Source organism: Lysinibacillus sphaericus, from assembly GCF_006864135.1.
Classification (GTDB): Bacteria; Bacillota; Bacilli; order Bacillales_A; family Planococcaceae; genus Lysinibacillus.
Window position 1 is genome coordinate 30990 of sequence record NZ_SADV01000010.1, and the last position, 14943, is coordinate 45932.

The 14943-nt window shown below is 36.7% G+C and carries 14 protein-coding genes; 12 read left to right on the forward strand and 2 right to left on the reverse strand.

Translation table 11 applies throughout. The features are described from left to right. Nucleotides 1-51 precede the first annotated feature (51 nt). Complete coding sequence (locus tag C7Y47_RS13505) at nucleotides 52-1137, reverse strand: glycosyltransferase family 2 protein (RefSeq protein ID WP_142509253.1); 1086 nt, start codon at nucleotides 1135-1137, stop codon at nucleotides 52-54. Between the two features lie 191 nt (nucleotides 1138-1328). Between C7Y47_RS13505 and C7Y47_RS13510 the strand changes: the two genes are divergently transcribed. From C7Y47_RS13510 to C7Y47_RS13535, 6 genes are all read left to right on the forward strand, one after another. Further along, entirely contained in the window at nucleotides 1329-2297 is a 969-nt protein-coding gene (locus C7Y47_RS13510; RefSeq protein WP_255505171.1) for a YncE family protein, read from the forward strand. Further along, the gene (locus tag C7Y47_RS13515; RefSeq protein WP_142509254.1) at nucleotides 2294-2977 is read left to right on the forward strand and encodes a response regulator transcription factor; all 684 of its coding nucleotides are present in this window, start codon (nucleotides 2294-2296) and stop codon (nucleotides 2975-2977) included. The genes C7Y47_RS13510 and C7Y47_RS13515 overlap by 4 nt, the downstream gene beginning before the upstream one ends. Next, nucleotides 2974-4362 (forward strand): sensor histidine kinase, encoded by a 1389-nt coding sequence (locus C7Y47_RS13520; protein ID WP_132362076.1) that lies wholly within the window; start codon nucleotides 2974-2976, stop codon nucleotides 4360-4362. The genes C7Y47_RS13515 and C7Y47_RS13520 overlap by 4 nt, the downstream gene beginning before the upstream one ends. Before the next feature lie 3 nt (nucleotides 4363-4365). Continuing rightward, entirely contained in the window at nucleotides 4366-4875 is a 510-nt protein-coding gene (locus C7Y47_RS13525) for a FixH family protein (protein ID WP_142509255.1), read from the forward strand. A 137-nt stretch (nucleotides 4876-5012) separates the two neighbouring features. Further along, nucleotides 5013-5585, forward strand: a complete 573-nt coding sequence (locus tag C7Y47_RS13530) for a TetR/AcrR family transcriptional regulator (protein ID WP_132362072.1) — start codon at nucleotides 5013-5015, stop codon at nucleotides 5583-5585. A gap of 112 nt (nucleotides 5586-5697) precedes the next feature. Continuing rightward, the gene (locus tag C7Y47_RS13535; RefSeq protein WP_142509256.1) at nucleotides 5698-7887 is read left to right on the forward strand and encodes a YhgE/Pip domain-containing protein; all 2190 of its coding nucleotides are present in this window, start codon (nucleotides 5698-5700) and stop codon (nucleotides 7885-7887) included. Nucleotides 7888-8189: 302 nt separating this feature from the next. On the opposite strand, the gene yhfH is transcribed toward C7Y47_RS13535, so the two are convergent. After that, nucleotides 8190-8315, reverse strand: coding sequence for a protein YhfH (gene yhfH, locus C7Y47_RS13540; protein ID WP_132362068.1), 126 nt, complete (start codon nucleotides 8313-8315; stop codon nucleotides 8190-8192). Between the two features lie 144 nt (nucleotides 8316-8459). Here yhfH and C7Y47_RS13545 point away from each other — a divergent pair, with 144 nt between their 5' ends. The 6 genes from C7Y47_RS13545 (at nucleotide 8460) to C7Y47_RS13570 (ending at nucleotide 14908) form a co-directional block, all read left to right on the forward strand. After that, on the forward strand, nucleotides 8460-9452 hold the full coding sequence (locus C7Y47_RS13545; protein ID WP_142509257.1) for a lipoate--protein ligase: 993 nt from the start codon (nucleotides 8460-8462) through the stop codon (nucleotides 9450-9452). Between the two features lie 627 nt (nucleotides 9453-10079). Then, nucleotides 10080-10784 carry a response regulator transcription factor gene (locus C7Y47_RS13550; RefSeq protein WP_142509258.1) on the forward strand — a complete coding sequence of 235 codons (705 nt, stop codon included), beginning with the start codon at nucleotides 10080-10082 and terminating at the stop codon, nucleotides 10782-10784. Next, a complete protein-coding gene (locus C7Y47_RS13555) occupies nucleotides 10784-11767 on the forward strand; it encodes a sensor histidine kinase (protein WP_142509259.1) in 984 nt (327 codons plus the stop codon). The genes C7Y47_RS13550 and C7Y47_RS13555 overlap by 1 nt, the downstream gene beginning before the upstream one ends. 11 nt (nucleotides 11768-11778) lie before the next feature. Then, entirely contained in the window at nucleotides 11779-12213 is a 435-nt protein-coding gene (locus C7Y47_RS13560) for a hypothetical protein (protein ID WP_142509260.1), read from the forward strand. A 12-nt stretch (nucleotides 12214-12225) separates the two neighbouring features. Continuing rightward, nucleotides 12226-13002, forward strand: a complete 777-nt coding sequence (locus C7Y47_RS13565; RefSeq protein WP_142509261.1) for an ABC transporter ATP-binding protein — start codon at nucleotides 12226-12228, stop codon at nucleotides 13000-13002. Next, complete coding sequence (locus C7Y47_RS13570) at nucleotides 12974-14908, forward strand: FtsX-like permease family protein (RefSeq protein WP_142509262.1); 1935 nt, start codon at nucleotides 12974-12976, stop codon at nucleotides 14906-14908. Before C7Y47_RS13565 ends, C7Y47_RS13570 begins: the two co-directional genes overlap by 29 nt. Nucleotides 14909-14943 lie beyond the last annotated feature (35 nt).

A 14943-nucleotide genomic window follows, 5' to 3' on the forward strand; every position in this document is an offset into this window, starting at 1 on the left:
AAAGTATTTTTTAATCACGGTGTAATAACAACCCATTAGTATAGAAGCTATTTAAGATGTTTCATTTTCTTTATTTAAAATACGCTCAAAATATTTTTTATTGTGTAGTATTTTTTCGTCATTTGGTAAAAAGGATCTGGCTAATTCATTATGTGCGTTGGCAAGTTCATATTGTTGTAACCGATCAAAGAGGACACATAGTTGTAAGTGGGGTAACCATGTTGTAAAGGTTTTATTTTGAAAAGGGGCGTTAGGATTTTGTTTGATGTTAAGCGCTTGTTCATACCAAAAGATTGCTTCATAGGTTTTGGCCTGTTCCATAAAAAGAAAACCAAGTCTACAACACGCTTCAGGACGTGGAATATCGTATTCAAAGCTTCTTAGAATGGAACTCAAATTATTTTCGGGATCATTTAAATGAGAATAACAGTCTGCTAATTTGAAACAGGCTGTAATATTGTCTTCTACCCAGCCTAATTTTGAAGTTAAAAACGTCTCATAGTAAAATATTGCGTCCTCAAATTGTCCGTGATCAAGTAATTCATTTGCGTAATAAAAAGTATCTCGTGGAGAGAGCGGTTCGCCTGAGTCAACTAATTGCTTATAGATATTAATATTTCGGGAATGATCGTGACTAAGTGGTAAATGACTGACAGCGACATTACTATCCAATAGTTTTCCACCTACTTCTAAATATTCGTGTACGGCGCCTATCCATTGGAATTGTTTATCTCTTCTTACTAAGCGATATCTTCTTAATAGAGAACTTACATTTCCTTCATTATCAAAGCTTAAATTATAATTCATTGAAACGGCGTCTATATCAAGAGTCAGGGATTCTTTTAGTGCTTTAAATTTTTCCTGATCCTCCTCTAATAATACGTCATCTGCATCTAGCCATAAAATGTACTCCTTTGTTGCTTGTTGGAATGAAAAATTTCTTGCAGCTGCAAAATGATGAATCCACTCAAAATCAAAAATACGATCTGTAAACTCTTTAACAATTTGCTTTGTATTGTCGGTAGAGCCAGTATCGATGATATTAATCTCATCGACTAAGTCTTTTACAGATGTTAGACATCTACCGATGACAGCTTCTTCATTTTTCACAATCATACATAAGCTAATGGATACCATAAAGTTGATTCCTCCTTACCATAATCTATGTAGTATATGTGCTACTATAATTTTGGATTGGATAAATGCTCGTAAATGTAAGCATTACATAATAATAATTGTGAAATTTGCTTGTTTTCTTTGTCATAAATTTACCTCTCAAGTTTCACGTGAATTTCACAATTGTGAAGTATAGTTAAGAAACAGAGGTGATGATGTTGAAAAAATGGGCAATTTTCATTTTTTCTTTAGTACAGCTAGTATTGCTAGTAGGGTGTACGGAGAAATCGTTTGAGCCTATTGAACGCGATCAGAATTTTGTAGCATCCTTAAATATACAAGAGCCTTCTCTAGATTTTATCGATGAACAAGGTAATGTGAAAGCAACATGGTTATTAGATAAAGCTTACTCGGGGGCAATTCTCCTCGGAAATGATCGTGTGTTATTGTATGGTCATCAATTAAATGAATTTGACATCTATACATTATCAACTGGAAAGAAGCTCTATTCCAAAAAAGTACAGCTTGGCTCAACGAATGCGTATTATGCTGAAAATAGAAAACAGTTTTTTATTGCGAATAGCAAAACGAATACAGTGACAAGCTTTGATGAAGAGGGCAACGAACTGGCAACTCAGAAGCTTGGTAATTATCCTATGTCAATGGCGGCCTATAAAGATAAGCTATATGTGATTAATTATAAAGATACGAAATTATCGGTGTTAAATATTGAGAATCTAGAAATTGAACAAGAGTGGCCGATTCAAAAATCATCACATGGCATAGCAATTCTTGAAGAGAAAAATGAACTATGGATTGGTGGCCATGGAGAAGGAAGTAAACCGAATAGCTCTGTTAAAAAATATGATCTTATAACAGGCGTCAAACATGGGGAGATAGCAATGCCTTTAATGCCTGTTGGATTAACTAAAACAAAGGATGCTGTTCTCGTTGTTAGTCATGGCCGTAATGCATTATATGTTGCTGACTTTGATGGAAATGTGAAATGGCAGCAAGAGGTAGGAGCTAATCCGTTTGTCGTAAATCAGTTTAAAGATTATATTGTTGTCGCTGGTTATGATGACCATACTTTGTATTTTATAAAAGAAGGTCAGGTGAAAAAAACAGTTGATGTGGGGAAAGGTGCATTTCAATTGTTAGTGAGGGAGGAAAAAATGTGACAACTGTATTAATTGTTGATGATGAGCAAGATATGCGTAATTTAATAGAAATGATGCTCCATAATGCAAAAGTTGAGACCGTAACAGCAGCAAGTGGTACAGAAGCCTACGATATGATTGTACGCGAAAATATTGATTTAGTTCTACTTGATGTGATGATGCCACACGAAGATGGCTTTGCGGTTTGTCAAAGTATACGTGCGATGTCGAATATACCAATTATTTTCCTGACAGCACGTGATGCAAATGAGGATAAGGTAAAAGGCTTAACAATTGGCGGAGATGATTATATTGTAAAACCCTTTACAAATGACGAACTAGTTGCGCGGATTCATGCAGTGCTAAGAAGAAGTGGTACTAATATTGAAGACTTGCAGCAAAAATATGTGATATTAGGACCTATTAAAATAGATGAGATAGCACGCAAGGTATCTGTAGATGGAAAGAGTGTTCCACTTACGTTGAAGGAATTTGAACTATTACATTTATTTATGAATAATCCTGGAAATGCTTATACGAGGGAGCAATTACTAGAACGCATTTGGGATATCGATTATGTAGGGGGAACAAGAACTGTTGACACTCATATAAAAACCTTACGTCTAAAGCTTGGAAAGGAAGCGGCGGGGCATATTCAAACCGTCTGGGGAGTGGGCTATCGCTTTGATCCTGGCGAATGAAAAAAATTTCAACACGCATTTGGCTATTAATCTTTGCATTTTTGATCATTACCGTTGTCTTTATGTATGTCCTGACAGATTATTTATATGAAAGACTTTATGTAGAAGACACAGAAGAGATGATGGTAGAAGTAGGGACAAAGCTACAAACGATGTATACCGGTAGTAAGGTAACAGATGAATTTATTGCAGATATTGAACATTATGCTAATTATTCGAATTTGAATATTTTTGCAGTAAGAAATCCGCGAGAACTAAGTGCCTGTGTGCCGTTTGATATAGATTTCGAAACATTAATTGGTCCAGAAGAGCGACAGCAATTACTTGCGGGTGAATATGTACAAAAAATTGGATATGAACCCCGATTTGATAGACAGCTAATTTCTGTAGTACTTCCGCTAGTGGATCAAAATAGGCTCGAAGGAATTATTTATATATACTTCCCACTAGCAAAAATTAGTGAGTTAGCGAATAATGAAGTCATTTTCTTATTTGTCAGCGCCTTTATATTTTTACTTGTCATCAGCTATTTAATTTATAAAGGAATTCGACATATTATGCGACCGTTAAGTAATTTACAAAGAGCTGTTGAGCAAATGTCATACGGAAACTATGGAACGCGTGTGCCAGTTCATTCGAAAGATGAAATCGGAAGGCTATCGAGCACCTTTAATCAAATGGCAGAGGCGATCCAACAAGAGGATGAGGCTCAAAAGACGTTTTTGGCGACTGTTTCACATGAATTACGGACACCTATTAGCTATGTAAAAGGCTATAGCGAAGCGATGCAAAAAGGTATTATCCCAGAACATCAAAAAGAGGAAACGATCCAGCTCATTGTACGTGAGGCAAATCGTATGGAACGTTTAACGAATGAATTACTTCAACTTGCTCGTATGGAAAATGAACAAGCAGAAATTACTTTATATCCAATTCCTCTTGCCGAAACATTACGTGAGGTTCAAAAAATATTAACTCATCAGGCAGAGAAGAAGAACATTGTACTCCATTTAGATGCTGATGATGCATTAATCATCAAAGCGGATGAAGTAAAGCTGAAACAAATTTTTATTAATATTATTGAAAATGCCATTAATTACTCGTATGAACAGTCAAAGGTTGAAATTACTGCCTTAGAGAAAGATGCTAGAGCACAAATTATCATTAAGGATTATGGAATGGGTATTCCTCAAGAGGATTTATCGCATGTAACCGAGCGTTTTTATCGTGTTAACAAAGCGCGGAGCCGAGCAGATGGTGGTAGTGGACTAGGCTTGTCAATTGTTGAGCAATTGTTGAAGCAGTTACATGGCAAGATTGAGATTGAAAGTGAAGTTGAAAAAGGCACAGTTGTAAAAATCACATTGCCGTTAATGGAGGAATAAAACATGAAAAAATGGTTATTGGCATTAGTAGCAGTACCTGCATTATTAGTAGGTTGCGGAGAAAAGAAAGAGTCAGCAGCTCTACCAGAGCCTGAAGTGGCTCCAATACCAGAAGTTGAAATTTTAACATCGAAAGAAGTAGCGATCAATGAAACAATTGATCTTGCGGCGCAAGTTGTACAAGGTGGCCAAAAAGTAGATAATGCAGTTGTACAATTTGAGGTTTGGGAATCTGGTAAACGTGATCAATCGCAAATGATTGACGGTGAATTAGAGAAAGATGGCGTTTATAAAGCGACGACTACATTTGACCATGATGGGGTATATTATATGTATGCTCATACAACTGCTAATGGTGTTCATACTATGCCGAAGCAACAAATTACTGCTGGCAGCCCTGATATGACAAAAGTTTTACCAGAGGATGAAAAAGTAAATAACAATAGTATGGATCATAACATGATGAATCACGGTAATGATACTTCTGAGCATAGTGATCATGAAAAAAAGTGAAAAAAATCACAATTAATGCTTGCATTATTTTTAAAATAGGAATATGATAATGACCAGATGACCGGAATGGTTTTCTGGTCATTATCATTTTCGTGTACAAAGGCATGTACATAACATAACAAGAAAGGATGTTATTAATGGATCGTAGGCAGGAAATTCTTGAAGCAGCTGCAAAATCCTTTACATTGTTTGGTTACAAGGCAACAACAATGGAGCAAGTGGCTAAAATCGCTAACGTCGGTAAAGGGACGATTTACACATTCTTTGCAAATAAAGAAATTTTATTTCAAGAGATAGCTATGTCACTTGTACGAGAGATGCAAGCAGAAGCAGATGTAGTGTTGGATGCATCCGCTAGCTTTATGGACAATGCGCATAATGCTTTAATGAAAATGCTACAGTTCCGTGAAAAACATCTTTTATTTGCGAAGTTATTAGAGGAAGAAAAAGAGCTACGAACGCCAGTAGTTAAACAAGCTTTAGTTCGCATTGAGACTGAAATTTTATCCTACGTTACAGAATTAATTCAAAGACGTATCGATAAAGGAGAAATTAGAGATTGTGATGCAGAATTAGTAAGCTTTCTGTTGTTAAAGGCGTATCTAGCATTTGTCGTTGATTGGCATGAGCTACATGGCGACATTATTCCTGAAGAAAAGATATTAAATCTTTTCAAGGAAACAATCTTCCGTGGGCTAATTCTAACTTGATTCAGCTGAGCTAAAGGTGAATCAATGATAGTCTATTGAGGATTTAGGTTTTTTTGAATAAAAATGACCGACTGACGTTTTCGGTCAAATATTATAGGAGTGAAGAAAACTTATGATTAAAGCTGAGTGGCTTAAAATCTTAAAAACAAGGAAAATGCTTGTTTCAATAATCGCTGTATTATTTATCCCGGTGATGTACGCAGGCATGTTCTTATGGGCGTTCTGGGATCCGTATGAAGGCCTGCCTAATTTACCAGTAGCTGTTGTCAATGAAGATAAGGGCGCAGAAATGGAAGGGGTTAAATTAGATCTAGGGAAAGAATTAGTCGATAAGCTTGTCGATAGTAACGAGTTTAAGTTTATTGACGTTTCCAAAGAAGAAGCTGAAAAAGGCTTACATGGTCGAGACTATTATATGATTCTAGAAATTCCAACAAATTTCTCAGAGCATGCAACTACGTTATTAGATGACAAACCTTCTAAACTAGTTATGAATTATATTCCGAATGAAGGATTAAACTTCCTTGGTGCACAAATTGGTGAAACAGCAATGGACCGTGTACGTGCAGAAGTGAATTCAAAAGTTTCTGCTACTTATGCAGAAAAATTATTTGATTCAATTACAACACTTGGAGATGGCTTTACAGAGGCTGCAGATGGCTCAAGTAAGCTAGATGAAGGTGCTAAAACTTTAGCCAATGGTGCAAAAGATTTAAAAGGTTATCTTGAGAAATTAGCATCAAGTACAGTTGAATTGTCAAATGGTGCAGATAAAATTACTAAAGGTGCTGGAGATGCTGCAAAAGGTGCAAATGACTTATCTACTGGTCTAGTAAAATTACAAGACGGTACAGTACAGTTACAAAAGGGTGCACAGCAAGCAGCAACAGGAGCATCAAGTCTTTCGCAAGGTGTATCACAATATACACAAGGTGTAGCGCAAGTTCAAGCAGGTTTAGCTACACTTAGCGATAAACAAAAACAAATTAGTGCAGGCGCAGCTTCAATCGCTGATAATGCCGGTAAATTAAATGGTGCAGCAGGCCAATTAACAGCGGGTTCTGCAAAAGTAGCAGAAGGCATCACAGCTTTATCTAATCAATTACAAGGCATGATGGCTTCATTGCCTGAAGAGCAAGCGGCAGTATTAAAACAAACATTAGCAGAGCTACAAGCAGGAAGTGCAAGCGTGCATAATGGTTTAGGTTCTTTAACTGCTGGTACAGGTCAATTACAAGCTGGTGCTAATCAATTAAGTTCTGGTGCATCGCAAATTGCAGCAGGTCAATCACAAGTGTTAGCAGGCGCTAATGCATTAACATCAAAAAGTGGTGCATTAATCGAAGGAGCAAAAGGTCTCCAAGCTGGTAATGCAACACTTGCTCAAAAATTAGGTGAATTAAATGCTGGTGTTAAGACAGCCGTAACAGGTTCTAAAACATTGGCTTCAGGTTTAAATGAGCTAGCAAGTGGTTCAACAACATTGAATCAAGGTACATCAACACTTGCCTCTAAATCAGGTGAATTAGCAGAAGGTTCTAAAACGCTTGCTGATGGTACTACTGAACTTGTAGATGGTACATCAACTTTATCTAGCAAACTAGGTGAAGCAAGTGAAAAAGCAAAAGAAGTTCATTCAAGTAAAGACACATATGATATGGTAGGTAGCCCAGTAGAGGTTGATAAAGAATCTGTTAACCATGTACCTAACTATGGAACAGGTTTCTCACCATACTTTATTTCTCTTGGTTTATTCGTTGGTGCGTTATTAATCTCTATCGTTTTCCCACTTGTGGAACCAGCAATTCGTCCAAAAAATGGAGCAGCTTGGTTTGCAAGTAAAGCTTCAGTTTTAGCAATAGTCGGCTTAATTCAAACTATATTAACAGTGGTTATTGTAAAATGGGGCTTAGGCCTTGAAGTAAACAATTTCGGATACTTCTTCCTAACAGCATTATTAACAAGTTATGTTTTCTTAGCTTTAATTCAAATGTTAGTATCTATTTTCGGTGATCCAGGACGCTTCATGGCGATTGTTGTATTAATTTTACAACTTACAACAAGCGCGGGTACATTCCCACTTGAGTTAATCCCATCACCATTGCAAGTATTTAATAAACTATTACCAATGACATATACTGTTTCAGCATTTAAAGCAAGTATCTCAACTGGTGATACATCATTCTTAATGCAAAACTACGGAATTTTAGCAGGCTTCCTAGTAGCATTCTTAGCTATTACTTTCGGTTATTTCATGTTACTACACACGAAACGTTACTCAAAAGTAGCTGAAGAAAATTAAAAATAGGAATTTTTTACACCCACCAATATTGGTGGGTGTTTTTTGGTTGAATGATTGCTTTAAATAGGGGGAGGAAGAGCTACCAAAAAACTGTTCAGTTGGAGAGAAGAACTGCTCGGGTACGGGTGAAAATCGCTCATATGTAAAAAATCACACAAAAAACAGCAGCTGATATGAGCGTATCAGCTGCTGTTTTGTAAGTGTAAGAGATTTAATTAAGGGTTCATCAAAATATGATGAGGGTTGTCATTATTAGTACGTGTGGGGCACGTATATGACGACTTTACAGAATAGGCAAATGCTTATAGGTGGTTACAGTTTTCACAAGTGTTGCTGTAGCATTCACTTTGTTCTTCAATTTTTTCACCGCATTCTGTGCATTGCTTTGCAGGTAGGTTCTTGAAAAATTCAACTACATTTTCTAACATTGTGGACTCCTCCTTTAAATTCATCTGTACTATTACTGTTTTGATATTTTATAGTGTATTATAACAGATGCTTTTCGTCAACACAAAATGCCTAATTTACGATAAAATAAATATGGATATTTTGTGAAGGAGGAAACGTAATTTATGATATTCGTTGATAATAAAGGGATTCATGACCCACGCATTAACCTTGCCATTGAGGAGTATTTATTAAAAAAGATGGATGTTGAGAAGGAGCCAGTGTTACTTTTTTACATTAATCAACCTTCAATCATCATTGGTAAAAATCAAAATACTATAGAAGAGATTAATACGGATTATGTAGAGGATAATGGCATTATCGTTGTGCGACGTCTTTCTGGTGGGGGCGCGGTGTATCATGATTTAGGGAATCTTAACTTCAGTTTTATCACGAAAGACGACGGCGATAGCTTTATGAATTATAAAAAGTTTACTCAGCCTGTTGTAGATGCACTTGCAAAAATGGGCGTTCATGCTGAGCTTTCTGGCCGTAACGACATTTTAGCGGAAGGGCGTAAAGTTTCTGGTAACGCACAGTTTTCTACAAAGGGCCGTATGTTTAGCCACGGTACTTTAATGTTTGATACAGAAATTGATGCTGTTGTATCCGCATTAAAGGTGAAGAAAGATAAAATTGAATCAAAGGGCATTAAATCGATCCGTTCACGAGTAGCTAATATTTCGGAGTTCTTAAAGGACAAGATGACAGTCGAAGAATTCCGCCTAGAAATTTTAAAATCCATTTTCGGTGGTGAAGAAAAGATTCGCTATTATGAGTTAACGGAGGAAGATTGGGCAAATATCCATAAGCTATCTGCTGAGCGTTATCAAACATGGGAATGGAACTATGGGAAATCGCCACGCTTTAACATTCAAAAAACACATCGTTTCCCAACAGGAGGCATTGATATTCGCTTAGAGGTGAATCACGGAATTATTGAAGAAGTGCATATTTTTGGTGATTTCTTCGGCGTGGGCGACATGGCAGATGTTGAACAACGATTAGTTGGGACAAACTATGATCGAACTGCAATTGCTGAGGCGTTAACAAATATTGATATTCCAACATACTTTGGTGGAATTACGACAGAAGAGTTTTTACAATTAATTTATTAAGAAAAGCTTGCGTAGAAAATTGAGGATTCGAGTTTGACATAATAAAGTAAAAGGACTCACGCACAATTTTGTGGATGAATCCTTTTTGGATGTCGATAAAAATTAAAAATTGGGCGATAAAACGTAAAAATGTTTCGATAAACAAAGGTAGATGACACGTATCATGCGGATAAGTTGATGGGTGTGGAAGCTAGGCGACTAATTGGGAATTAGCAATAGAGGAACGAAGGCTAAAGGCATTACGTCCTGTGATAGACGGATGCGTGTTTTAGCGGCGTTCTTCCTTTGGTTAGCGGCGCAACTCACACTTTTAGCGGCGAATTCCAACATAAGCTGGACAATTTGACTAAACTAAAGTCAGAGTTGAAGAATATTGTATAGAATTTTACACAATATTAAGGACTTGACTGGAAAGAGAAAGAGAATGAATCGACGGATGAAAGAGCCAAAGAAAGCGGCACACGGACGCCCGCAGGAAAGCGAGTAGCCCGTAGCGGAAATCAGAGCCTTCTAAATGATTATAGTGGATAAAAATGGTTAATTAGCACACCTGCTACAAAAGGTTCGCTGACAGTTATGTCATCGAACCTTTTTTTGATACAATATAGGATAGAAAGGAGTGTTGGTATGGAGAAGCATCGAATATTTATTGTCGAAGATGATGTAAAGATTGCGTCATTGCTTGCAGAAACGCTTAGAAAATATCAATACGAAGTTGAAACGATCAAAGAATTTGATCATCTCGTTGAAGAATTTACAGCATTTAATCCACATATGGTGTTGCTTGATATAAATTTACCTTCGTACGATGGCTACTATTGGTGTCGCCAGCTACGTCAACATACAACTTGTCCAATTATTTTCATTTCCGCTCGTTCTGGCGAAATGGATCAAATTTTTGCGCTTGAAAATGGGGGCGACGATTTCATTACGAAGCCATTTAATTATGAAATTGTACTGGCTAAAATCCGCAGTCACTTGCGTCGTACATATGGTGAATATGCAGCAAGACAAGAGGAGCGGACAATTAAACAAGGACAGCTTATTCTTCATTTAGAAAGAATGGAGCTTCATAAAAATGATTTAGAGATTCCACTTCAGAAAAAAGAATGTATCATTTTAGAACTGTTAATGGGGAATGCTCCGAAAGTAGTGACACGTGAGCAATTGTTAGAAGAGCTTTGGGACGATCAGGCATTTGTCGATGAGAATACATTGAACGTCAATATGACACGAGTGCGGAAAAAGTTGGCTGATTATCATATTGCGTCTTCTATAGAAACTGTACGTGGAGCAGGCTATCGCTTTATTTTAAGTGCAGGTGAGTTATAGTGGGCTGGAAATTATTTCTGCGTGATTACGCATCGTTCATTGTATTCCAGATCATATTAGTCGGCTTCATCATGGTCTTATATTGGTTGGACGGCTTTCGAAATGTTGATACTGCTATTTATTCCTTCTGTATTAGTTTAGTGTTATTAGCTTCGTTTTTACTTATCCGTTATTTAATGCGCCAACGTTATTTATTAAAAATATCACTGCTTCCTAAAACAATGGAGGATGTGTTGCAAAAAAATGCTAAAACACCTGAGGCGATACAGGTTGAGAAATATATGCATGAACTATATCGACAATATAAGCATGAGCTTCAAACGTTATATGCAGGCCAAAAACGGCATGATCAGTTTATTAATCAATGGGTGCATCAGATGAAAACGCCAATTTCTGTTATTGAGCTTTTATTGCAGGATGAACGTCCTCTCGATAAAAAGAATGTGCAGGAGGAAATTGACCGTTTGCGAAGAGGCTTGGATATGGTGTTGGTGAATGCTCGATTAGAAAATTTTGAAGAGGATATGCAAGTAGAACAGGTTGCTTTAAAAACGATTGTGACTGCAACTGTAAATGAAAATAAACGTTTATTTATTACAAAGCGTGTTTTCCCAGAAATTCATATTGAGGATGATATTATCGTAGCAAGTGATTCAAAATGGCTGCGCTTTATTCTCGGACAATTTGTAACGAATGCGGTTAAATATACGTTTGAATCAAATAAAAAAATAGTCATTTCCGCCATTATAAAGGATGACTACGTACAATTAGCCATTCGTGATGAAGGTATCGGTATTCCAGCTTCCGATCTTTCTCGTGTCACTAAAGCCTTTTTTACTGGTGAGAATGGGCGTAAAACTGGGGAATCCACAGGGATGGGCTTATATTTAGCAAAAGAAATCTGTGAAAAACTCGGTCACGAATTACACATTACATCAGAGGTAGGAAAAGGAACAATTGTTACAGTGACATTTACGAATTAGGGGGATCGGAAATGATAGAAGTACGTTTGGATGAATGGGTTTTACATGTAGAGACAGAAAAAACAGAGACATTATACGAATCGCAAAATGATGTTTGTGATTGTTTATCCTGTGAAAATTTCCGTAAAGCTAGTCTTTTGTTTAATGAAGAAGTAATGCATTTTTCGAATAAGCTTGGGCTAGACTTACATAAACCAACTTTACTTAACGCTTTTCCAGTAGAAGGTGAGCAAGTGATGTACAGTGGGCATTATACGATTTGTGGAGAAGTCATGGAAGGCGAAATGGATGCCTGGGATGTAATTGTTGGGTCGCATTGCTTTAGTCTAGTGGAGGAGGATGGTAATCAGTTAGCTGAATCATTAACAGGGCCGCATTTTCAAATTGGCTTTGAGGTAGTATTGCAATGGCTGTTACCAGAATCTATGGAATTAAACAAGAAATAAGGTGAACAAGGTATGCCTATTTTACAAATAAAAGACGTGACAAAGGTGTATGAAGGCAAAGTAACTCATCGTGCGTTAAATCAACTAAGCTTTGATGTTGAGGAAGGTGAGTTTTTAGCAGTCATGGGTCCATCAGGAAGTGGAAAAACAACATTATTGAATATCATTTCTACGATTGATGAACCAACGAGTGGAGAAATCATTTTAGATGGCATGAACCCTCATACGCTGAAAGCAACTGAGCTAGCTTACTTTAGAAGAAGACAGCTTGGTTTTGTTTTTCAGGATTTTAATCTTTTGCATATGCTGACAGTGGAAGAGAATATTGTGCTGCCACTTACATTAGATCAACAACCATTAGAAGTAATGGAGGAGCGTCTTGCAAGCATTGTGGAAAAGCTCGATTTAACTTCGTTCTTGCATAAACGCCCAAATGAAATATCAGGTGGACAAGCACAAAGAACTGCCATTGGGCGGGCACTTATTCATAATCCAAGTCTCATTTTAGCAGATGAGCCAACAGGAAATTTGGATTCGAATTCTTCACGTGATGTACTTGAACTTTTAACAAAAATTAATCAGGAAAAACGAACAACGATTGTAATGGTAACACATGATCCAATTGCAGCTAGTTACTGCGATCGCGTGTTATTTATTAAAGATGGTGAATTTTTCAATGAAATTTACAAAGATGATCGTCGTCAAATGTTTTTCCAACGAATATTAAATGTTTTGAGCTTACTAGGAGGAGGACAAGTAGGTGACCTTTCGACAATTCGCTTACCGTAATGTCGTACGGAACAGCCGTATATACGGTGCCTTTTTCATGGCAAGCTTTTTTTCTGTGGCTGTGTTTTTCATCTATTCAATGCTCATGTTTCATCCGGATATTGAACAAGGGATTTTAGGAGAAGCATCATTAATTGGAATGGTAGGTGCGGAAACCGTACTCGTCCTTTTTACCTTATTCTTTTTATATTATTCGATGAGTGCTTTTTTAGAGGCTAGATCACATGAGTTTGCAATTTTATTACATTTAGGAATGGAAAAACGCCAGATGAATAGGCTTGTCTTTTTGGAGACAATGATTATTGGATCAGGCTCTATTTTTGTTGGGATTATATTTGGGTTCTCATTTTCGAAATTCTTTTTCATGATTGTTCGAGAAATTTTACATTTAGATAGTTTACCCTTATATGTTTCATGGCAGCCATTTTTACTAACGATTGGTGTCTTCACAAGTGCTTTTGTAGTGATTTCCTTTATTAGTGTCTATTTTACACGTGAAAGAAAATTACGCGATCTCCTGAAGGGGAATGACTATTTAAATAGTGTTTCAACCTATTCTAAAATTCGTGCAGTATTTGGTATTACCCTTATTATATCAGCATATGTACTAACGTTTATCGTATCGAATACATCTTGGATTGGTTTAACATTAATAATCCCGTTTTTAGCGACCTTTGGAACATATTATTTTTTCAGTGATTCTTTACCTTGCTTTTTAGATAAAGCACGGGGCAAACGTAAATTTCATTGGCAACGCTATCGACTTCTTTCGTTAGCTGAGCAAACGCATATTATGATGGACAATGTGAAAATGTTTTTTGTAGTAACGATGGTGTCAACAATGGCCTTTTTATCGGTCGGTGTATTAGCGACGATGTCATCCTATACAATACAATATGATCGTTTAAATCCATTAGGGCTTGTCTATAAGGGGGATGTCGACAATCCCTATGAGCGAAATCATATCGCCTCTTTACGAATTCAATTAGAGGAGAAGGGTTTGTCCTATCATTTATCGCGCTTTGTTGTCATCAAGCAAACATCTTCATATACTCACAATGAGGTTGAAGTTTTTAGGGAATCGGATATGAATGTATTACTTTCTTCCTATAGTTACCCTTTACTTGATTTGGCTTCAGGGGAGGCAGTGTTTATACCATACTCGGAAGATTCTCTAAAAAGACTAAAAAATAAAGTTGTGCATACTGTATTAGAGGAAAATTCTATCCCGATAACAATTGATAGCGTATATCCTAAAATAGTATTCCCAGGGTCTATTGTTAGTGTGAATTCTATAGTGATAAGTGATGAGGATTTTAGAAAGCTTAGAAAGCCGATTGCTGATAAAAACGTTGTGCAGCCAATCTATCATTTATTTACCTTCTATATCCCTCAGTGGGTGGCAACGAAAGAGATCGGCAAGGACATAGAGGAGTTAAAAGCCTCTCAATATTTTTATAAGAAGGATAGATTCAGCCCATTTTACTTTGAAAATGCAGGGTTAAATTATTCTTATATATTAGCTACTTACTCATTATTCACATTAGTAGGGGTTTTAGTAGCAACGGTATTTTTATTAGCAGCAGGTAGCTTCGTTTACTTTAAACTGCATACTTCTCTTGAAAGAGAAAAGCGTAAATTCGATGTCTTAAAGCGAATGGGCTTAACAGATACAGAGCTCAAAAAGCTTGTGAATCGTCATTTGTTCCCACAATTTTTCTTGCCATGGGGTGTTGCAATGATGCATAGTGCCTTTGCTTTTCTTATGGTTCAAGGTATCTTGAAGGATATTGCTAATATTTCCATTGTCAAAGAAGTTGTCTTTGCTTTTGGATTTTTTGTTTTAATACAAGTAGTCTATTTTTATTTGATTCGTTGGCGGTACATCTCGCATATTCGTTCGTAATCAAAATGTGCAATGGAGAAAAAAATGAATTATTT

Coding starts and splice junctions, on each gene's coding strand:
- C7Y47_RS13505 (WP_142509253.1), bottom strand. CDS start 1,137: ATGGTATCCATTAGCTTATGTATGATTGTGAAAAATGAAGAAGCTGTC.
- C7Y47_RS13530 (WP_132362072.1), top strand. CDS start 5,013: ATGGATCGTAGGCAGGAAATTCTTGAAGCAGCTGCAAAATCCTTTACA.
- C7Y47_RS13560 (WP_142509260.1), top strand. CDS start 11,779: ATGATAGAAGTACGTTTGGATGAATGGGTTTTACATGTAGAGACAGAA.
- C7Y47_RS13525 (WP_142509255.1), top strand. CDS start 4,366: ATGAAAAAATGGTTATTGGCATTAGTAGCAGTACCTGCATTATTAGTA.
- C7Y47_RS13520 (WP_132362076.1), top strand. CDS start 2,974: ATGAAAAAAATTTCAACACGCATTTGGCTATTAATCTTTGCATTTTTG.
- yhfH (WP_132362068.1), bottom strand. CDS start 8,315: ATGTTAGAAAATGTAGTTGAATTTTTCAAGAACCTACCTGCAAAGCAA.
- C7Y47_RS13565 (WP_142509261.1), top strand. CDS start 12,226: ATGCCTATTTTACAAATAAAAGACGTGACAAAGGTGTATGAAGGCAAA.
- C7Y47_RS13535 (WP_142509256.1), top strand. CDS start 5,698: ATGATTAAAGCTGAGTGGCTTAAAATCTTAAAAACAAGGAAAATGCTT.
- C7Y47_RS13550 (WP_142509258.1), top strand. CDS start 10,080: ATGGAGAAGCATCGAATATTTATTGTCGAAGATGATGTAAAGATTGCG.
- C7Y47_RS13545 (WP_142509257.1), top strand. CDS start 8,460: ATGATATTCGTTGATAATAAAGGGATTCATGACCCACGCATTAACCTT.
- C7Y47_RS13510 (WP_255505171.1), top strand. CDS start 1,329: ATGATGTTGAAAAAATGGGCAATTTTCATTTTTTCTTTAGTACAGCTA.